Source organism: Streptomyces sp. NPDC037401, assembly GCF_055602345.1.
The window spans coordinates 26,159-45,359 of record NZ_JBVJWO010000017.1 but is presented as its reverse complement, the minus strand read 5'-3'; the positions used below and the strand labels follow the sequence as shown (position 1 = coordinate 45,359).

Sequence of the window (19,201 nt, the reverse complement as noted above, 5' to 3'; positions counted from 1 at the left end):
CTCTTTTGCGCAACCCCGCCCCCCCATCCCCCTCCCCCCCCCCTTGCCCCCCCCCCCCCCCCCCCCCCCTCTTCCCCTTCCCCCCCCCCCCCCCCCCCCCCCCCCCCCCCCCCCCGACGCCGTCACGTCACGCGTTCCGTACGGCGCCGGGGTCAGGCGCCGCAGAACGGCATCGCCCGTACGTACCCGCCGAAGTTCTCGTCGTCGGTGCCCAGGAGGGCGTCGGTGGATCCGGGCAGGCACTCCACCGCCTCGATCTTGTACCGCGGGAAGGTCCCGAGCAGCACCGGGGCCGCCGCGAGCGTGACGCGTACGCGGCCCTCGGCCGACACGGTCACCCGGCCCGCGTCGCTCACCGCGGAGTCGAACGGCCCGTCGTCCCCCGCGTCCGCCGCCGAACTCACCACGATCCGGCCGGAGCCGGTCACCGAGATGTCGGAGATGTGCCGCGTGCCGCCGTCGACCGGGTACGGCGCCCGGTAGGCGCGGCGCGTGACGGCGCCGAACTGCGGCTGCCCCCACGGCGCGAACGCGAGCGGCGCCGCGTACAGCGTCACGGGACGGTCCGCGCCCGCTCCCCGGTCCGCCCACAGCGCGGCGAGCTTCCCGTTCTGGGAGACGAGCGCGAAGCTCTCGAAATCGTCTCCCTCGCCGATCGCCGGCAGCGGCGCGTAGTCGACGACCGTCGCGGTGGCTCCGTCGACCTTCAGGCGGTAGACGATCCCGCGGCCCACGACCGCCAGGTACTCCCCCGGCAGCCCGGGGATGGCCTCGATGGCCTCCAGGTCGACGGGTTCCGCCCCGTCCCACGTGATCGGGGAGATTCCGTCGGCCCCGTCCCAGTGGGTGATCCGGGACAGCCGCTGCTGGCCGGTGCGCTTGTTGTCGTGCACGGCCAGGACGTTCACCCCCGATCCGTCCCGGGTACGGCCCTCGAACGCCAGGCCGCTGACACCGCTGCGGGCGTCGCCGCCCACCTTCTGCCATGTGCTGTCCGCACCGGCCGGGGCGGCGCCGAGCGCCGTCAGCAAGGCGGTCGCCGCTGCGAACCAGGCCGTGCGCTGCACCATCGGGAGTCTCATCGGGCCGCTCGCCTTCTCTGTCCGGCAGACGCGAGGTCACGCGCCGGGCGCCACGCTATTGATCAACGGTCACCGCATCCCATCGCCGGTTACGCCGTTCGCCGGAGCGCGCGGGCGGATTCGACAGGCGCGCGGCCGGGCGAATCGCGAAGGGCTTCGACTGATGGCCGTACCCCTGTCCGCCGGTTGGACTACCTTTCTCCCGTGGACCAGTTGATCGCCGAAGACCCGCACCACATAGGCCCGTACCGGCTGATCGCCCGGCTGGGCGAGGGCGGCATGGGTCTCGTCTACCTGGGCCGTTCCGAGGCCGGGCGCACCGTGGCCGTGAAGGTCGTGCAGGCCGCGCACGCCGGGCACCCGGACTTCCGCAGGCGCTTCGCCCGCGAGGTGGATGCCGCGCGGCGGGTGGGCGGGAGCTGGACGGCGGCCGTGCTCGACGCCGATCACGAGGCGGACGTGCCCTGGGTGGCGACCCAGTACATCCCGGGGCCCGACCTGCACACCGTCGTCGCCAAGGACTTCGGGCCGCTGCCCGAGCACTCGGTGCACACCCTGGCCAACCGCCTCGCCCTCGCCCTGCAGGCCGTGCACGGGGCGGGGCTGATCCACCGCGACCTCAAGCCGTCCAACGTCCTGGTGACCGTCGACGGCCCCCGTGTCATCGACTTCGGCATCGCGCGGGCGATGGACAGCCTCACCACCGGGGACAGCCTCCTCACCCGCACCGGAACGCTCATCGGCTCGGCCGGGTTCATGTCGCCGGAGCAGGCCCGCGGCCTCGAACTCACCCCCGCCAGCGATGTCTTCTGCCTGGGTGCGGTCCTCGTCTACGCCGCCACCGGGCGGCTCCTCTTCGGGGCGGCGGACACCGGCCTGAACGCCCACCTCTTCCGGGTCGCCGAGGAGGAGCCGGACCTGACCGGCGTACCGGAGTCACTGCTCGGTCTCGTGCGCGCCTGCCTGCAGAAGAACCCGGCCGAGCGGCCCACCCCCGAACAGGTCGCCGCGTACACGGCGACGGATCGGGCACCGGAGTGGCTGCCGGGTGCGGTCCTGGCCCAACTCGGCCGTCATGCCGCCCAGTTGCTGGACTTCGCCCCTGCAGCACCGCCGGCGCCCGCTGGAGCCCCTGCCGGCGCGCCGGCCGCGCGGCCGCCGGACCCGCGGGTCTCGTCCGACAGGCCGGCGCCCCCGCCGCCCGCGTACGCCCCGACGGCCCCGGCGCACTTCGGCCCCATGCCGGCATTCGGACCGCCGCCGGGCACGCCGTCCGTGCCCCCGCCCCCGGCCTCCCCGGAGGACTCGGCGCCCCCGCACCCCAGACGCTGGTGGGGCCTGGTGGTCATCGCCCTGGCGCAACTGCTGGTGCTGTTCGGAACGACGACCTTCAACCAGGCCGTTCCGGTCTTCCAGGCCGACCTGGGCCTGTCCGCGGACACCCTGAACCCGATGTTCCGGGCCTACATGCTCGCCTTCGGCGGACTGCTGCTGCTCGGCGGGCACCTCGCCGACCTCGTCGGGCGCAGACGCACGCTCGTCGCCGGCCTGGCCGGATTCGCAGCGGCGGCCGCGCTCGCCGGCTCTGCCGGAGATGCCGACATGCTGATCTGGGCCCGCGCCCTGCAGGGCGTCTTCGGCGCGCTGGTCACGTCGTCCGCGCTGTCCCTGGTGGTCGCCGGCTTCACCGACCCGAAGGAACGCTCCCGGGCCCTCGGGGTGTACACCGCGGTGACCGCCGGCGGTTCCGCACTGGGGCTGCTGACCGGCGGATACGTCCTCGCGACGCTGAACTGGCGCTGGGCCCTGTACGCCGCCATCCCCGTTGCCGTGATCGCCCTGATCGGCGCGCCGGCCCTGCTGCCCGGCCGGCAGCGCGGCGCGGGTGCGCGCCTCGACGTGCCCGGCGTGCTGCTCGGCTGCGGGGGGCTCGCCGCGCTCACGTACGGCCTCGTCGAAGCCGAGCCGCGCGGCTGGACCGACCCCCAGGTGCTGGGCCTGACGGCGGCGGGCGTCCTCCTGCTCGCGGTCTTCCTGTGGTGGCAGACCATGGCGTCGAGCCCCCTGCTCCCGCCGTACGCCTTCAAGGACCGCAACCGTGTCGGCTGTTACCTCGCCCTGGTCCTGGCCTGCACCGGGATGCTCGCCCTGTTCCCGGCCCTCGCCTACTACCTGGGGAGCGTGCTCGGCTACGACCTGACCACGACCGGGCTGGCGTTCCTGCCCATGGTCGCCGCGATCGCCGTCGGCTCCACCCAGGTCTCCGCGCGCCTGATGCACCGGGCGCCGCCGCGCCTGCTGATCGTGGCGGGCCTGCTCACCGCGGCGCTCGGGCTGCTGCTCCTGGCGGGCCTCACGGTCGACGGCGCGTACACCACCCACGTGCTGCCCGGCATGCTCCTCACCGGCTTCGGCACCGGTACGGCCTTCATGCCGGTCTTCTCCACCGTGACCGCCGCCGTGGCGCCGCAGCACGCCGGTGCGGCCTCGGCCGCGGCCGTCACGGCCCAGCAAGTGGGCACGACGACCGGAGTGGCACTGCTCGGCGGCGTCATCACCGCCCACTTGCGCGATGCGGCACCGCCGGCCCACCTGCTGGCCGCAGAGCTGCTGCGCGCCTACACCACCACGCTGTGGTGGGGGGTCGGCAGCCTCGTCCTCGCAAGCCTGATCGCCGCCCTGCTGATCACGGCGAAAGCCCCGGGGGCAAGACCCCGCCCGTGACCGCCTGGACACCCACGCGATGCGCGCGCGGGGCGTACGGTGGTGCCGATCGTCCGCCCGACGAGCGAGGGGGCGCCATGCGGCCGTCCGATTCTGCCCAACGACCGGGACGGCGCGGCCCGTTCGCGGCGACCCGTGCGCGCTCCGGGTCCCGCGCCCGCGGCCGTACGGCCCTGGCCGGGTTGCTGACCGGTCTTGCGCTGACGCTCGGCGTCGCCGCGGCGCCCGGCGCGCCGCAGGCCGAGGCCGGGCCCGCTGCCGCCCCCGCCGCCCCTGCCGCGCCCGCGCTGAAGCTGTCGACGACCGCCGGGCCGGCCGGCACCGGGGTACGGGTCACGTCCACGGCAGCCTGCCCGCCCACGCCGCCCGGCGGCACCCAGGACGTGTACTTGACGTTCACCGATGCCGCCGGGAAGGTCGCCGGCAACGGCGCCGTGGGGTCCGTGCCGGCGGACGGCTCCTGGGAGTACCTCTACGACACCGTCCTCGGCCCGCGGGCCACGTCCCGCTTCCCCGACAAGCCCGTCCTCACCCAGGGCGCCGCCACCGGGCGGGGCCGGTTCGACGTGTACTGCCTCGCGTCCGACGGAAGGCGTACGGACTACCGGTCGGCCGTCTTCGAAGTCACCGGCCCCGCACCGGTGTTCGCGATCTCCGCCAAGCGCGCGGTCCCCGGCACCAAGGTGACCTTCGCTCCCCTGGCGGGCAGCCCCTGCCCGAAGGGAACGCTCGAGGCACACGCGGGGATCGGCAGGAAGCCGGCGGCCAACCGAAGCGAGTCCCTCGCAGTGCCGCTGCGCCCGAACCCCGCCACCGGCGCATGGACGGCGGCTTCCCTCACCGTCCCGCGCAGCTTCGGGGCGCCCTGGTACGTGGCGTTCGTCTACTGCGTGCTCGCACGTTCGCCCGAGCGCGGCAACGAACGCGTCAGCCACTACGCGAACGTCGTCCTCGACGGCGTACCGGCCGCAGGAGGCTCCCTCTACTACAACCCGTACGAGGGCGCGGTCATCAAGTACCCCGGCGTCCCCGCCGGAATCAAGGCGCCGTCCCCGGCGACCCTCACCCTCGCACGCAGCACGTGGACCTCGAAGACCGCCCGGTGCGACGGGTCCAGGGCGGTCCCCGCGGACGACCTGCTCCACGGACGCCGGGGCAGGCAGCTCACCACGCTCGCGGGCTGGAGCGCCGGCCGGCTGGGCCCCGTGTACTTCCTGGCGTCGGCCTCCCCCTGGAAGAGCCGCATCCGCCACATCGTGCTCATCGATCCGGGCTCGTCCGACTACCTGGACAAGAGCCCCGGCTCCTGCGACGCGCGCTACGACCAGTCCCGCCTGTTCGCGGAGTGGCTGGCCCGTTCCCCGCACAACCGGCTCACGATCCTGGCGGGCAACGTCACGGCCCACTGCAAGCGCGGCACCTGCGATTTCGCGGGCATCCGGGGCAAGCTCTTCCCCAAGATCGTCGCCCACCCGAAGGTGGCCGGGCGCAGCATCCGTCAGCAGGTCACCGTCTGCCACTACACCGGCCTGGGGCACGAGGACGCCTGGATCCTGCTGCGCGGCAGCATGCTGGCGCCGCCCCCCAAGCCTTCCACCTGCCCGGCAGCCCGGGGGCACGCGGTACGCGGCTGGCAGCCGTAGCCGGTGTCCGCGCAGAGTGCGGCCCCCTCGGCCGGGGTCCGGCGGAGCCGTCCGATTCGTTCAAGACCGCGCGCGGGCCGGAGGTCTAGCCTGCCGCCATGACCGTACGACTCGACATGATCGGCCTCGTCGTCTCCGACATGGCCGCCTCGCTCGCCTTCTACCGCCGCCTCGGCCTGGACGTCCCGGCAGAGGCCTACTCGGCGCCGCACGTCGAGGCCTCCCTCCCCGGAGGGCTGCGCATCGGCTGGGACACCGAGGAGGTCATCCGCTCCTTCGACCCGTCCTGGACCCGCCCCGCGAGCGGCGGCGACCGGATCGGGCTCGCCTTCCTGTGTGAGAGCCCCGCAGCGGTGGACACCCTGTACGCCGAGCTCACGGAAGCGGGCTACCAGGGCCACCTGAAGCCGTGGGACGCCGTCTGGGGCCAGCGCTACGCCGTCGTGCTCGACCCGGACGGGTGCGGAGTCTCGCTGTTCGCGCCCGCCGCGTAGCCGGTGAGGGAGGTCCCGGTCAGGGCGCGCATGTCGCGGGCGAGGTGCGCCTGGTCGGCGTACCCTGCCCCGGCCACTGACGGGGAGTCCCGCTCCTCGTACCCGGCCGTCACCGCACCGCCGTATCCCCGAGCAGCCGCAGCTGCGCCCGCACGGCCGGTGCAGCGCCCCGGTCCGGGCCTGCGCTCCGGGTCGGCCGGTGGGGCGCTGAGCGCCTCACCCGCCCCTCCTCACCGGTCCTCGGGGCCTTCCCACCGGGTGCCTCGCTTGCCGGGACGGTCCGGGTCCGCCGGGCGGTCGAGGCGGCTGGCCTCGTCCGTGTCCGCGGCGCGCGTCCCGCCGGGTGCCACGCGGGGAGGACGGGGGTGTGGCTTGCGGCGCCGCGCTTGCTCGTCGTCGCCGTGGAGCGGCGCGCCTCCGGCGCCTCCTTGCTCGTCCATGACGTGCCTCCTTCGTACGAGTGGCGGCTCTCGCAGGACAACGCGTCCGCGCAGGCCGCGGGGCTTGTGAAGCGGTCAGTGGGCCGGCTCCGCCCTGGTTTCGTTTGCCTCGCGCACCCGCTCGGGGTCCGCCACGGGCGAGGAGTTGCCGGTACCGGTGCGTGACGCGACCCCGGGGCGGCGGCCGTGTTCGTCCACCATCTCGCCCTCGTGCTGGAGCGCAGCACGGCGAGGTGCCGCCGGCTCCCGGGCCTGCTGCTCACGCTCGCTCACGCTCACCACTCCCTTCCCGTCCGTCCTCACCTGAGGCAAGGCGCCTGCCCGCCCCCGCCGGGCTCACACCTCGCCGGTCTCAGCGTCCTTCCTCGAGGACGGTGCGGATCAGCTCCCTCTGCTCCTCGGTGAGGCCGGGGTCCTGGAGGTCGATCATCTGGTGGTCGACGGTGATGCGGTAGTGGTAGGCGTCCGGCACGGAGGAGAGGGCCCGCCCGGCGAGTTCCTCCAGCTCGACGGCGTCCGTGCGGCCCGCGGTGTCGAGTTCGCGGGTCTTCTCCAGGCCTGCGAAGCCTCCGGAGCGCGTGACGGTGATCAGCATGGTCGTTTCCCTTCGGGGCTCGTGTGCTGCCGCAGGCCCCGGCATCAGCCACGGGCCGCGGTGGCGGAGCGCTGCCGCCAGGCTCGCGCCTGCCCCGGCCCGGCCGCCCCTCACCCGGCGAGGCCGCCACGGTCCGTGAACGACCGGATACCGCCGCTCCGTGGCGAAATCCGCGAGGCGTGGGGTGTCACGCGGGCCGCGATGAACCGCCGATTTTCAACTGTGCTGCCACTGGTCGATCTCGGTCCTGATCTGCGCCTGCAGGTCCGCCGGGGCGAAGCCGGCCGCCACCGAGGCACGGGCCAGGTCCGCCAGCTCGGCATCGCCGTACCCGAAGACCTGCCGGGCGTGCTCGTACTCCCGCGTCAGCGTCGTCTCCCCGTCGGTGTTCAAGGTGACCGTCAGCCCGGCCTCGACCAGGCGCGGCAGCGGGTGGTCGGCCAGCGACGGCACCAGCCCCAGCAGGACGTTCGAGGAGGGGCAGACCTCCAGCGGTACGGCGCGGGCGCGCAGTTCGGCCACCAGGTCCGGGTCCTCCAGGACGCGGATGCCGTGCCCGATCCGCTCGGCGTGCCCCACGGTGAGGGCCTCCCGGACGCTGGCCGGGCCGGCCGCCTCTCCCGCGTGGTGGACCAGGTGCAGGCCCGCCTCGCGGGCGGACTCCAGCACCTCGGCGAAGGGGGCCGCCGGGTAGGCCTCGTCCCCCGCCAGGCCGATGGCGATCACCTGCGGGTACCGGGTGGCCAGCTCGACGGTGTGCCGCAGCCGATCGACGGAACGGCGGCGCGAATGGTCCAGGACGACCCGGGTCCGGATGCCGTACCGCTGCTCGCCTGCGGACAGTCCCTCCAGCACCGCTTCCAGCGGCATCCGGGGATCACCGACGCGTTCGCCGTGGGCTGCCGCCGTGAAGGTGACCTCCGCGTAGCGCACGCCCTGCGCCGCCTCGTCCTGGCAGAACTCCTCCGCGATGCGCCGGAAGTGCCCGGGCTCGCGCAGCAGGGCGCGTACGGCGCCGCGCTGGTCGGCGAACTCCCGGAAGCTGGTGAACGGGCCGTCCTGGACGGGCGGTTCGCCCCCGAGATCACGAACCGTACCGGCGCGTACGGCGCTTTCCAGGTGAGTGTGCAGATGGGCCTTGGGCAAGCGGCGGAGATCTCTCACCCGGCGACTGTACTCGGGCCGAACTCCCGGCCGGGCAGCGGTTGTCGGAGGCGCACGCTCCGGTTTCGCCGGCGGTCACGGGCGGCCGGCGGCGGCCAGTTCCCGCCCCGCGAGCACCAGCAGCGCCGCGTCGGCCCCGGCCAGCAGCAGGACGACGCGGAAGGGCAGCCGGCTGCGTACGAGCGCGGGCGGACCGGCCACCGCCGGAAGGCACAGGGCCGCCGTCACCCCCGTCAGGACCCAGCCCGCGGGGGTCACGGGACCGGCCGGTCCGGCCGTCACGATGGCGCAGGAGGCGAAGGCCAGGATCGCGGCCAGCGCGGTCGAGCCGCGCCGCCCCAGTCGCTGCGGAAGCCCCAGCACACCGCCCGCAATGTCGTCGTCGATGTCGGGCAGGGCGTTCGCGCAGTGCGCGCCGGTGCCCAGCAGTGCGGCCGCGGCCGTCAGCCACAGCGGCGGCCACCCGCCCGGCCCGGCCAGCGTGACGAACGCCGGCAGCAGCCCGAAGGCCACGGCGTACGGCAGCCACGAGGCCGCCGTGTGCTTGAACCACAGGTTGTACGACCAGGCGGCGGCGACGCAGACGAGGTGCACCGAGCCCGCGCGGGCCCCGCAGGCCAGTGACAGCGGGATGCAGGCGAGCAGGGCCGCACCGGCGGCCGCGCCCACGGCTCCCGGCCGCACCGCGCCCGCGGCCAGCGGCTTGTCCCGGCGCCCGGCCGCCCGGTCGCGGCGAAGGTCCAGCCGGTCGTTGCTCCATCCGATCGACAGCTGACCGGCGGCAACCGCCGCCACCACGGTGGTGCCGACGGCGGCGCCGAGGCCGACGGCAGCGGCGAGCAGGGCCGTCAGGACGGTCACGGCGGCCGCCGGAAGCGGGTGACTGGCCTTCACAAGGCCCTGGAGCAGGGATGGTTGGGCCGGTGCGGTTTCCGCGGGCGCGGCGGTCGCAGCGGCTCCTTCGTCGGTGGTGGCGGGCACCGTCCCACGCTATGCGACGGCGCGCCCGCGGTGCCCGGGGTCAGGGCGGCGGCGTCCCGCTGTCCCTATGTTGGAGCAATGACACGCGTTCTTGCGGTGAGCACGGTCTTCCCGCCGCACCGCTACCGGCAGCAGGACATCACCGACGCCCTCGTTTCGTGTCTGCCCTCCGGTGCCGACAGCGGCCTGCTGCGCCGGCTGCACGCGTCGGCGCAGGTGGAGACGCGGCACCTGGTCCTGCCCCTCGACCGCTACCGGAGCCTCGGCGGCTTCGGCGAGACCAACCGCCTGTACGTCGAACTGGCCGTGGACCTGGGCGCCCGGGCGGTCGAGGAGGCGCTCGGCGAGGCGGGAGTGGCCGCCGAGGAGATCGACCTCGTCGTCTCGACGACCGTGACGGGCATCGCGGTCCCTTCGCTGGAAGCCCGGCTGGCCTCCCGGGTCGGCCTGCGTCCCGACGTCAAACGGGTCCCGCTGTTCGGACTGGGCTGCGCCGCGGGTGCCGCGGGGCTGGCCCGGCTGCACGACCACCTCACCGGACGGCCCGGCTGCACCGCCCTCCTGCTGGCCACCGAGCTGTGCTCGCTCGCCTTGCAGCCCGCGGACGTGTCGCCGGCGAACCTCGTGGCCGGGGGCCTGTTCGGGGACGGAGCCGCCGCGCTGGTGGCCGTGGGCGACGACCGCGCCCCCGCGCCACCGGACGGCACACCGGCACCGCCGGACCGTACGCCCGCCCCCGCCCCCGCCGCTGCGCCCGGACCCGGACCCGGACCCGGACCGACGGTCGTGGCGGCCCGCAGCCGCCTCTACCCGGGGACCGAGCACTTGCTCGGCTGGGACGTCGGCGACTGGGGCTTCCGGATGGTCCTCGGCCGGGAGGTCCCCGACCTCGTCCGGCTCCACGTCGCCGAGGAGATCGAGTCCTTCCTCGCCGCACACGACCTCAAGCCGCGGGACGTCTCGGCGTGGATCTGCCACCCGGGCGGCCCCAGGATCATGGACGCGCTCGCCGGACAGCTCGGCCTGCCGGAATCCGCCCTCGCCCCTTCGCGCCGCGCCCTGGCCGCTGCGGGAAACCTTTCCTCGGCCTCCGTGCTGCAGATCCTGCGCGACACCCGGGCCGCGGCGCCCGCGCCTGGATCCTTCGGCCTGATGATCGCCGTCGGGCCCGGTTTCGCCTCCGAACTCGTACTCCTGGCCTGGTGATCCCGTGATGACGCCGTACACCCTCCTGGTCCTGCTGGTCGTCGCCGAGCGGTTCGCCGAGCTCGCCGTGGCCCGCCGCAACGGCGCATGGAGCCACGCCCGGGGCGGCCTCGAACACGGAGCCGGGCACTACCCGGCGATGGTCGCCCTGCACACCGCACTGCTGTTCGGCTGTCTCGTGGAACCCGCGCTGGCCGGCCGGCCGTTCCTGCCCCTGCTCGGCTGGCCCGCCCTCGTCCTCGCGCTGGCCGCCCAGGGGCTGCGCTGGTGGTGCATCGGCACGCTCGGGTTCCGCTGGCACACGCGCGTACTGATCGTCCCCGGCCTTCCGCTGGTCGCCTCCGGCCCCTACCGCTACCTGCGCCACCCCAACTACCTGGCGGTCGCCGTCGAGGGCCTGGCGCTGCCCCTCGTGCACACGGCCTGGCTGACCGCCGTGGGCTTCACCGTGCTGAACGCCGCGCTCCTGACGGTGCGGATCCGGTGCGAGGACGCCGCGTTGGCCGCCGCACGTCCGCTCGTCGCCTCCGGCGCGGTGCGGTGATCGATCTCCTGGTCGTCGGCGGCGGACCGGCGGGCCTGGCCACGGCCATCCACGCGGCACTCGCCGGTTTCGACGTCGCGATCGCAGAGCCGCGCCCCGCCCCCGTCGACAAGGCCTGCGGCGAGGGGCTGATGCCCGGGGCGGTGCGCGCCTTGCGCGCCCTCGAGGTGGAGGTGCCCGGCCGCCAACTGCGCGGGATCCGGTACGTGGACGCTGCCGGCGGCCACCGCGCCGAGGCGCTCTTCCGGGCAGGACACGGCCTCGGTGCGCGGCGCACCGTGCTGCACGAGGCGCTCTCCGCCCGGGCGGCCGAGCTCGGCGTACCCGTCCTCGCGCGCCGCGTCGGCCGGGTGGTCCAGCACGACGGGCACGTGACGGCCGACGGGACGGCCGCCCGCTACCTCGTGGCGGCCGACGGGCTGCACTCGCCGACCCGGCGGTCGCTGGGGCTGGCCGTACGGCCGGCTGCTCCGCGGCAGCCGCCGCGGTACGGGCTGCGGCGCCACTACGCCGTCGAACCGTGGAGCGACCTGGTCGAGGTCCACTGGTCGGCCGGGTGCGAGGCGTACGTCACGCCGCTGGGTCCGCAGCAGGTCGGGGTGGCCGTCCTCACCTCCGAACAGCTGCCCTACGATGCCCAGCTGGCCCGGTTCCCGCTGCTGGCCTCGCGGCTCCGCACGGCCGGCGCGACGCCCGTCCGGGGCGCGGGCCCGCTGCGCCAGGAGGCCCGTACCCGGGTGGCGGGCCGGGTGCTGTTCGTCGGGGACGCCGCCGGGTACGTCGACGCGCTGACGGGCGAGGGAATCACCCTCGCCCTGACGGCCGCCGGGGAACTGGTCCGGTGCCTGCGCGCGGGCCGGCCCCGGGAGTACGAGCGCGCGTGGTGCAGGCTGTCCCGCAGCTACCGGCTCCTGACGAGGTCGCTGCTGTGGGTCCGCAACCGGCCCGGCCTGGCACCGCTGATCACCCCGGCGGCGGCCCGCTTCCCCGGGCTCTTCCAGCACGCCGTCGACCTGCTGGCCTGACCGGACGTCAGGCCGGGGGGCGGGTAGGCGGAGCTGCGGTCTCCGCGGGAATGCGGGTGCCGCGGGGGCGGCGGGTCCAGCGGTGCCACCAGTGGCGGCGGCGCCGGTGGACGGCACGGCTCATGCGGCGGCCGACGAAGAGGTATCCGAGCAGCGCGCCCGCGGTATTGAGGATGACGTCGTCGATGTCGAACGCGCGTCCGGTGACCAGGGCGCCCTGGATCAGTTCGACGAGCGTCATCACCACGGCAGTGGGCACCGTCACGCGCAGCAGCCCCCGGGTCTGCGGCAGCAGGACGGGAAGCAGGATCCCGAACGGCACGCCCAGCAGGAGGTTGCCGCCGAGCTGTTTGGCGGCGTCCTTGACGGACGTGCCGTCGAGGTAGGCGTCGATCGAGGCGCCCGGCCGGACGTTGCTGTGCACCAGCTCGGCGGAGGCCGCGGACGGCTCCAGGGTGACGCGGGCCAGGACGATGCTGAACAGGACGAGTCCGACCAGGCCGGCCAGCATCGCCAGGGCGCGGAGGGCCGGATGCACCGGATGCACCGGCCGTTGCGACGGGTCCGGCGCCGGCCGGCGGGGCTCCGCCGTGCCCCCGGACCCGTCGGGGGCGGCGGGCTTGGCGGGGGCGGCGGGCTTGGCGGGCGCGAGGGGATCAACGGGGTCGGGCGGAGAAGCAGGGGGCTTGGGGGCAGGGGGCTTCTTTCGCTTGTCCATGGGTCACTCCTTCGGGACCGCTCGAACGTCTAGCGCAGCACTCCCGTGGCCGCGAGCGTGAAGGAGTGGCCCGCGGGGTCGCTGAAGAGGCGTGCGGTGCCCGGTCCGGCCTCACTGTCGGACGACACCGGACGGGCGCCGAGCGAGACGGCTTCCCGCTCGGCCTCGTCGAGGTCGGCCTCGTCGACCAGGATCCGCAGGTGTGCCTGCTGCGAGTCCTCGGGGCGCGGCCAGCTCGGCGGGGCGTAGCCGTGGTCGCGCCGGATGGCGAGTTGCACGCCGCCGGCCGCGACGACCTCGACGAGGTCCGGTTCCCGTCCGGCGGCCGTCTCGGCGCCGAGCAGTTGTGCGTAGAAGTGGGCCAGGGCCTCGGGCTCTGCGCAGTCCAGTACGAGGATGCTCGTCTTCTTGACCGTCATGGCCCGCGCCTACCCCGCCGGTTCGGGCGCATTCCCCCTCCGCGCCCGCCCGTTGATACGACTACTGGTCGATCTCCTTGCCCTCGCCGGTCTCCCCGCGCAGCAGGACCCCCGGGGCCGGCACCGGCGAACACCAGGAGGGCGGCCGCCACGAGCGCGCCGGTCACGATGTCGACGTCCGGCTCCTCCATCCCCCGGCGCGCGGGCCGCGCCCGATGCGCCCCGCAGGGCGCCCGCGGCCACCGCAAGCGAATTCCGGCGCCCCTCCCCGCCACCGGCCGGTTCCGGCCAACCTCCCCTCCCGGAGCACGGCCGACGCCGGGTGCGCGGGCCCCTCGGGCCGGAGTCGCCGCCGGCTCCGAGTCGGCCAGATCGCACTGCTCCTCCCTGCGGGCTGCTGTGTACTCGTCCCTCCGGTTCCCTCCCGCAGACGCCGACCCTCCCCGCCCCGGGGACGGGTTCCTTCGTCGTGCCGTCCGGCGTCGCGGGTGCGTACCGGTCTTCCCTCACCGACGAGTTGGAGGAGCAGCATGGCCCAGACACCGGCAGCAGAACCGAAAGCCGCCGCACCGCCGGCGCCCCCGGAGCTCAAGTACACCTGGGGACAGCACAACAAGACGATGGAGCAGCTCTCGCTGGCGCAGATGGCGCGGCGGGTGCCGTCCGCGCTCGCCCAGACCGCCCGGCTGGCCTGGGCGGTGAACCGGACCGCCTTCGTCTGGCTCGTGTCCGCCCAAGTCCTCGGCGGCATCTGTACGGCAGGCGCGCTCGCCGCCGTGTCCAGGGCCATGGGGCCCCTGCTGGCCGACGGCACCGTGGAGCAGCGCATCTCGGGCGCCGCCTGGCCGCTGTTCGCCACGGCGGCCATGACGGCCCTGGCGTCCATCGTCTCCGGGAGCGCCGCCCGCCGGCTCAACCCCGGCATGTCGACCATCGCGGACCTCGCCATGGTGGACGCCCACATGGACGTCGAGCTCGCCGCCTACGACGCCCCCGACTTCACCGAGCGCTCGGAGGCCGCCGAGACCGGATCGGCCCGCTCCGGCATGCTGCTCCAGGACGCCCTCGGCTTCACCGGCGGCCTGATCGACATGGTCGCGGTGGCCTCGGTACTGTCCGTCGTCCACCCCGTGCTGCTGCCGCTCCTGCTGCTGTCCGTGGTCCCGCGCGGCCTGGGCTCCGTATTCGCCGCGCGGCTCGACTACCGCCTCCACAACGAGACGATCGCCTCCCGCAACATCCGCAACATGATGCGCTGGCACCTGACCACGCCCAAGCTCGCGGACGAACTGCGCGGCAACAGCATGCGGCCCTACGCCCACCACTGGTACGCGGCGGTCTGCGGCCGCATCGACGCCAGGATGGTCGGTTCCGCCCCGCGCTATCTGGCCGTGTACCTGGTCGCAGCCGTCGTCTCGGGCCTGTTCATCGTGCTCACCTGGGTCTCGCTCGCCGCGCTGGCGACGGGCGGGTACATGGCCCTCGGCGCCGCCGGCACCGCCATCGTCGCCATGCGGACCTCCACCGCGGCCCTGTCCCAGCTGGTCGTGTACGGGGCGGCGATGTTCCAGCACGCCCTGTACCTCGGTGACTACAGCTCCTTCATCGCGCAGGCCGCGGAGCAGTCCGGGCCGCGCGGTCCGCAGCAGCCGCAGGCTCCCGCGAAGATCCGCTTCGAGGCGGCCTCGTACACCTATCCGGGCAAGGACACCGCGGCGCTCGGCCCGGTGGACCTCACGCTGAACCGCGGGGAGGTCATCGCGCTGGTCGGCGAGAACGGCGCGGGGAAGTCCACGTTCATCCGCCTGCTCACCTCCCTGACGGCCCCGACCACGGGATCGGTGTCCTGGGACGGCGTGCCGACCTCCGAGTCGGACCAGCGCGCCGCCTGGAGGCACGTGGGGCTCGTCACGCAGTCCTACGGGCACTGGCCCTTCTCCGCCCGCGAGAACATCACGCTCGGGCAGCCGGACGCGCGCGGCGAGGAAGCGGTGTGGGACGCCCTGCGGTCGGTGGGCATGAAGGAGACGGTCGAGGAGTTCCCCCACGGCCTGGACACGCTCCTGGCCCGCTCGCTGTGGGGCGGGCACGAGCCCTCGGGCGGGCAGTGGCAGCGCCTGGCCTGCGGACGGGTCTTCCACCGCCGCCCGGCGCTGCTCGTCATGGACGAGCCGACCTCCGCCATGGACCCGCGCGGCGAGCACATGGTCTTCTCCGGGCTGCGCGACATGAAGGAGGAGCGCATCACGGTGATCGTCACCCACCGGATGGAGAACTGCCGCCTCGCCGACCGGATCATCGTTCTCGACCGCGGCAGGATCGCCGAGCAGGGTACGTACGACCAGCTGTCGCGGCTGGAGGGCGGGACGTTCGCCGAGCTGGTCCGGCTCTCCCTGGACCGGTAGGCGATGGCCTTCGCGGGTGGGGCGGCCGGGTCCCGGCGCTCCGCCCGCGAGCGGTTCGGACGGCCGCACAAGACCGATACGACTTCAGCTTTGGTTGATACACCATCACCTACGGTTGATATCTGTCGGCCGAGCGGCTAGCGTCTCCCTCGGAAGATCACCACCAACGGAGAGCAAGCGGGGGCTTGGGTGGGCAGGGCTGTCTCGGAGCCGATGGAGACGGCCGGACGCATCGTGGCGTTGCTGGAGCGCGCCGGACTGACTCGCGGAGACGTGTTGCGCGTCCAGGGCGAGGGCGGACTGTCGTTCGCGTCCGGCGTGCCGGTCGCGGACGTGGAACGCCTGCTGCGGGGGGAAGCCGTACCGGCCGTCGCGGATCCGGTGGAGCAGCGCCACCGGCAGGTCCGCGACCGGATCCTCTTCCTGCGGGCCACCCGGCTGTGGACGTCCCCCACCGGCATCCGCCGCACGTACTCGCTGGCCGAGATCGCGGCCGGAGCGGGCACGAGCGCCCAGTGGCTCGACAAGATGATCAAGACCGGCAAGGCCCCGAACCTCGACCACGCCGCCGGGATCGCCGCCTTCTTCGGCGAAGGGATCGAGTTCCTCATGGACCCGCCCGCCGACGCGCTGGACCGGGTCCTCCAGGAGATCCACAAGGACCTGCTCGAACGCATCGTGAAGCGCCAGGACGAAGACCTCCAGCGCCTCGAGCGCCGCAACGGGCGGGCACCGGACGGCGGGCTGAGCGCCTTCGGCCACGCTGCACGGGCACTGGCGGACGTACCCGAGGACACGGCGCAGCCGATCATCGCGCTGCTCGAGTCCATCACGAAACGATCGCGGGCCCCCGACAGCGGGTGAAGGGAGCCGCGCGTCCGCCGTTCCGCGTCACCCTGTCCGCGTCGTCCCGTTCACGTCATCCGACACGGTCGGGCTCGGCCGTACGCTCACGCGGGTGGGCGGACGTCCCGCGGCCGGGGGCCTCAGGCGTACGCCCGTACGGATCGGCGCGACCGGCACGGTCCGACACGTACGGCAGGGCCCTGGAGATCCACACCAGGAGGTCGCCGTTCTCCTCCTCGGCCGCGCGCACCGCACCTGCGGCCAGGACGCGCTGCTGCTCGTCGGCCGGCGCGGCGTGCGAGCGGGCCGCGGCCGCCGCCGTGAGCATCGCGGCGATGCCGATGGCGACCGCCTGACGCTCCTCGGCGCCGCGCTCGCGGGCTTCGCGGTGCGCCAGCTCGCGCACCTCGTCCGAGCAGTACGCGTACAGCCCGAGCATCCAGTCGTGAACGGCCGTGATCCGGTGCATCAGCAGGTTCTCGGGACCGAGGTGCCAGGGTGCGGCGGTGAACAGCGCGGGCCGGCCGGAGGCGGCCGGGGAGCTGGCCATGCGCCACAGCGGCCTCAGGGCGAGGACCTTCAGGAGCGGGCGCCAGGCGCGCTCGGTCAGCCTGGGCCCGAAGACCGGCGCGAGGAATCCGATGCCGACCGCCACGCCGCACAGCGACATGAAGGGCGCCATGCTCTCGTTGAGCGCGTCCCAGTTGCGGCCGGTCCAGCGGGCCGCGATGGCGGTGAGCTTGAACACGCCGTACACGATGTTGGCGAGGGAGCCGAAGACGAGCGTGTACAGCCCGACCTTCAGCCAGGTGACGACCGTCGAGTTCGCCCGCGCGTTCACCCGCGCGCCCGTCGTCACGCTCGCCGCCTTCGCCCTGCTCCGGTCCCTGCCGAGGTCGACGATCCAGTTCCAGCACATGACGGCCGTGGCGACGGCCGCCACTACGTAGCCGAGCAGGTAGAGCACGAGCATCTCGCGGATGAGCGGCGTGGTGGCGTAGTAGGTGTCGAAGTCCAGGGGCCGCTCGACGGGTGACTCCCCGAAAACGAAAAGGACCACGACGGACGCGATCACGAGGCCGTAGCCCACGATCCAGGCCCTCACGCGGCGCCGGAGCCCGGCATCCGCGCCCGAGTCCGCGCGCCAGTACTCGACGAGCACCACGGAGGCGCACGAGAAGGCGGAGAGGACGCAGTGGATGAAGAGGGCCGAGAAGTTGCTGATGCCGGTGACCCGGTTGACCTGGACGACCGTGAGCGGAGCGGAGAAGAAGAAGGTGATGAACGGCAGGAAGAGCATGGCGTTCACGGTGCGGACCATGGGGCTGCGCCAGCCCCGCACGAGGCCGGGAAGTTTCGCCAGCACGGCGATGCCCAGCACCGCGGCGGGTATGTGGTAGGTGGGTTCTACGTGCACGGTCAGCCTTCCAGGCAGGCCCAGATCCGGCCGACCGCCTCATCGGTGGGTGTTCCCTTGTGGGTGCCGTCCAGGTACGGACGGAACTTGGTCGCCAGCAGGCGGCCGAACTTCTCCGCGCGCCGCTCCTCGTCGAGGTCCGCGCCGGTGCGCGCGGCGACGTACGCGACCGCCTCGTCGATGCTCCACCGGTCGCCGAGCATGCGGGCCGCGGCCGATGCGCCGGCAGCGCTGCCGTGGTGGCCGCAGCCGCCCTCCTTGCGGTGCCACAGCTCGTGACCCATGATCACCATCTGGTGCAGCGGCGAGGTGTTCGCCTCCACGGCGATCAGGTCGTGGTCCCCCAGGTCGAGCCAGAGCCCGCTCACGGTGTTCGCGGGGAAGGGCTCCATCATCAGGCGTACTTCACGCCCGCTGCTCTGCGTCAGGTAGCGGCAGATCGACCGGAAGAGTTCGAGCGGCTTGTCGGGAACGGGGCTCCCGACGCCCGCGAACAGTTCGTCGCGATGCCGCTTCATATCGCGGGAGACGCCCACGGCGTCCCACCAGGCTTTCCCCACTGGACGCACCGGTCCCCCAAACATTCGTAGTCCCCCCTGCATTCGTTCCCCGCCGCCGGTCAGTCCGCTTCCCCCGCAGCGCGGGCCTCCCGCGCCCGGTCCTCCCGCGAGCGCCTGGCGATCGACTCGATCAGCGCGATGATCGGCTGAGCGGTGTCCTCGGGCACCTCGGTGAGGGCACGGGCCGCGTATCCGACCACGCCGACCTCGGACTTCAGATACGCGTCCGGGTCGTGCAGCCGGAGGCGCTGGAGGTCCTCGTCCTGGCGCTGGACGGTGCGCTCGAGCAGGTCCTTGTGGATCTTCTGGAGGACGCGGTCGAGCGCTTCGGCGGGCGGATCGACCAGGAACTCGATCCCTTCGCCGAAGAACGCGGCGATCCCGGCGGCGTGGTCGAGGTTCGGGGCCTTGCCGGTCTTGATCATCTTGTCGAGCCACTGCGCGCTCGTGCCCGCTCCGGCCGCGATCTCGGCCAGCGAGTACGTGCGGCGGGTGCCGTCCGCCGACGACCGCATGCGGGTGGCCCGCAGGAAGAGGATCCGGTCGAGGACCTGCCGGTGGCGCGCCGCCACCGGATCGGAGGCGGCCGGCAGCTGCTCGCCCCGCAGCAGGCGTTCCACGTCCGCTGCCGGCACGCCGGACGCGAACGACAGTCCGCCCTCGCCCTGGACGCGCAGCACGTCCCCGCGGCCGAGCCCGGCCCGGTCCAGCAACGCCACGATGCGCCCGGCCGTCTTCGCCGGGTCCGAGACAGCCCTGCCCACGTGAACCCCCACTGACCGTGTCGACATGACCGGATGCTTCTTCGACCGGGTGAGCGTAGCGACTCAACCCTGCCCCATCAAACGCACCTTACGACATCGGCCCAGGTGACAGGCCCGTGACGGGGGAAGCGGCTGCCGGGGCGCGGCCGACGGGGCGGTCGGGGCCGCGGCGGC

At 73.9% G+C, this 19,201-nt stretch carries 19 protein-coding genes; 8 read left to right on the top strand and 11 right to left on the bottom strand.

The features are described 5' to 3' along the window. Positions 1 to 152: 152 nt before the first annotated feature. On the bottom strand, positions 153 to 1,070 hold the full coding sequence (locus ACZ7H1_RS19955; protein WP_470788287.1) for a hypothetical protein: 918 nt from the start codon (positions 1,068 to 1,070) through the stop codon (positions 153 to 155). A 216-nt stretch (positions 1,071 to 1,286) separates the two neighbouring features. On the opposite strand from ACZ7H1_RS19955, the gene ACZ7H1_RS19950 reads away from it, so the two are divergent. From ACZ7H1_RS19950 to ACZ7H1_RS19940, 3 genes are all read left to right on the top strand, one after another. Further along, entirely contained in the window at positions 1,287 to 3,806 is a 2,520-nt protein-coding gene (locus ACZ7H1_RS19950; RefSeq protein ID WP_470788286.1) for an MDR family MFS transporter, read from the top strand. 77 nt (positions 3,807 to 3,883) lie between these two features. After that, a complete protein-coding gene (locus ACZ7H1_RS19945) occupies positions 3,884 to 5,449 on the top strand; it encodes a hypothetical protein (protein WP_470788285.1) in 1,566 nt (521 codons plus the stop codon). A 98-nt stretch (positions 5,450 to 5,547) separates the two neighbouring features. Then, the gene (locus tag ACZ7H1_RS19940; RefSeq protein ID WP_470788283.1) at positions 5,548 to 5,943 is read left to right on the top strand and encodes a VOC family protein; all 396 of its coding nucleotides are present in this window, start codon (positions 5,548 to 5,550) and stop codon (positions 5,941 to 5,943) included. A gap of 230 nt (positions 5,944 to 6,173) precedes the next feature. On the opposite strand, the gene ACZ7H1_RS19935 is transcribed toward ACZ7H1_RS19940, so the two are convergent. From ACZ7H1_RS19935 to ACZ7H1_RS19915, 5 genes are all read right to left on the bottom strand, one after another. Beyond that, complete coding sequence (locus ACZ7H1_RS19935) at positions 6,174 to 6,383, bottom strand: hypothetical protein (RefSeq protein ID WP_470788282.1); 210 nt, start codon at positions 6,381 to 6,383, stop codon at positions 6,174 to 6,176. A gap of 75 nt (positions 6,384 to 6,458) precedes the next feature. Next, positions 6,459 to 6,656 carry a hypothetical protein gene (locus ACZ7H1_RS19930; RefSeq protein ID WP_470788280.1) on the bottom strand — a complete coding sequence of 66 codons (198 nt, stop codon included), beginning with the start codon at positions 6,654 to 6,656 and terminating at the stop codon, positions 6,459 to 6,461. 79 nt (positions 6,657 to 6,735) lie between these two features. Further along, positions 6,736 to 6,978, bottom strand: a complete 243-nt coding sequence (locus ACZ7H1_RS19925) for a protealysin inhibitor emfourin (RefSeq protein ID WP_470788278.1) — start codon at positions 6,976 to 6,978, stop codon at positions 6,736 to 6,738. A gap of 216 nt (positions 6,979 to 7,194) precedes the next feature. Then, positions 7,195 to 8,142 carry an adenosine deaminase gene (add, locus tag ACZ7H1_RS19920; RefSeq protein ID WP_470788277.1) on the bottom strand — a complete coding sequence of 316 codons (948 nt, stop codon included), beginning with the start codon at positions 8,140 to 8,142 and terminating at the stop codon, positions 7,195 to 7,197. Positions 8,143 to 8,217: 75 nt separating this feature from the next. Beyond that, positions 8,218 to 9,123 carry a UbiA family prenyltransferase gene (locus tag ACZ7H1_RS19915; protein ID WP_470788276.1) on the bottom strand — a complete coding sequence of 302 codons (906 nt, stop codon included), beginning with the start codon at positions 9,121 to 9,123 and terminating at the stop codon, positions 8,218 to 8,220. Between the two features lie 78 nt (positions 9,124 to 9,201). On the opposite strand from ACZ7H1_RS19915, the gene ACZ7H1_RS19910 reads away from it, so the two are divergent. Genes ACZ7H1_RS19910 through ACZ7H1_RS19900 form a run of 3 tightly spaced genes read left to right on the top strand, consistent with a single transcriptional unit; the run spans position 9,202 to position 11,898 of the window. After that, the gene (locus tag ACZ7H1_RS19910; protein WP_470788274.1) at positions 9,202 to 10,329 is read left to right on the top strand and encodes a type III polyketide synthase; all 1,128 of its coding nucleotides are present in this window, start codon (positions 9,202 to 9,204) and stop codon (positions 10,327 to 10,329) included. A 7-nt stretch (positions 10,330 to 10,336) separates the two neighbouring features. Beyond that, the gene (locus ACZ7H1_RS19905) at positions 10,337 to 10,873 is read left to right on the top strand and encodes an isoprenylcysteine carboxyl methyltransferase family protein (RefSeq protein ID WP_470788273.1); all 537 of its coding nucleotides are present in this window, start codon (positions 10,337 to 10,339) and stop codon (positions 10,871 to 10,873) included. Next, positions 10,870 to 11,898, top strand: a complete 1,029-nt coding sequence (locus tag ACZ7H1_RS19900; protein WP_470788271.1) for an NAD(P)/FAD-dependent oxidoreductase — start codon at positions 10,870 to 10,872, stop codon at positions 11,896 to 11,898. Before ACZ7H1_RS19905 ends, ACZ7H1_RS19900 begins: the two co-directional genes overlap by 4 nt. Before the next feature lie 7 nt (positions 11,899 to 11,905). Here the strand turns inward: ACZ7H1_RS19900 and ACZ7H1_RS19895 are convergent, their stop codons facing one another. Then, a complete protein-coding gene (locus tag ACZ7H1_RS19895) occupies positions 11,906 to 12,616 on the bottom strand; it encodes a VanZ family protein (protein WP_470788269.1) in 711 nt (236 codons plus the stop codon). 29 nt (positions 12,617 to 12,645) lie between these two features. Continuing rightward, positions 12,646 to 13,035: a VOC family protein gene (locus ACZ7H1_RS19890; protein WP_470788267.1), complete on the bottom strand. Its 390-nt coding sequence runs from the start codon at positions 13,033 to 13,035 to the stop codon at positions 12,646 to 12,648. A gap of 530 nt (positions 13,036 to 13,565) precedes the next feature. On the opposite strand from ACZ7H1_RS19890, the gene ACZ7H1_RS19885 reads away from it, so the two are divergent. Then, on the top strand, positions 13,566 to 15,440 hold the full coding sequence (locus ACZ7H1_RS19885) for an ATP-binding cassette domain-containing protein (protein WP_470788266.1): 1,875 nt from the start codon (positions 13,566 to 13,568) through the stop codon (positions 15,438 to 15,440). Positions 15,441 to 15,653: 213 nt separating this feature from the next. Further along, positions 15,654 to 16,304, top strand: a complete 651-nt coding sequence (locus ACZ7H1_RS19880; protein WP_470788264.1) for a hypothetical protein — start codon at positions 15,654 to 15,656, stop codon at positions 16,302 to 16,304. Between the two features lie 55 nt (positions 16,305 to 16,359). Here the strand turns inward: ACZ7H1_RS19880 and ACZ7H1_RS19875 are convergent, their stop codons facing one another. From ACZ7H1_RS19875 to ACZ7H1_RS19865, 3 genes are all read right to left on the bottom strand, one after another. Further along, positions 16,360 to 17,703, bottom strand: coding sequence for a DUF6545 domain-containing protein (locus tag ACZ7H1_RS19875; RefSeq protein ID WP_470788262.1), 1,344 nt, complete (start codon positions 17,701 to 17,703; stop codon positions 16,360 to 16,362). Between the two features lie 2 nt (positions 17,704 to 17,705). Beyond that, positions 17,706 to 18,221, bottom strand: coding sequence for a toxin-antitoxin system, toxin component (locus ACZ7H1_RS19870; protein WP_470788261.1), 516 nt, complete (start codon positions 18,219 to 18,221; stop codon positions 17,706 to 17,708). 101 nt (positions 18,222 to 18,322) lie between these two features. Further along, entirely contained in the window at positions 18,323 to 19,027 is a 705-nt protein-coding gene (locus ACZ7H1_RS19865; RefSeq protein WP_470788259.1) for a hypothetical protein, read from the bottom strand. Positions 19,028 to 19,201: the final 174 nt, after the last annotated feature.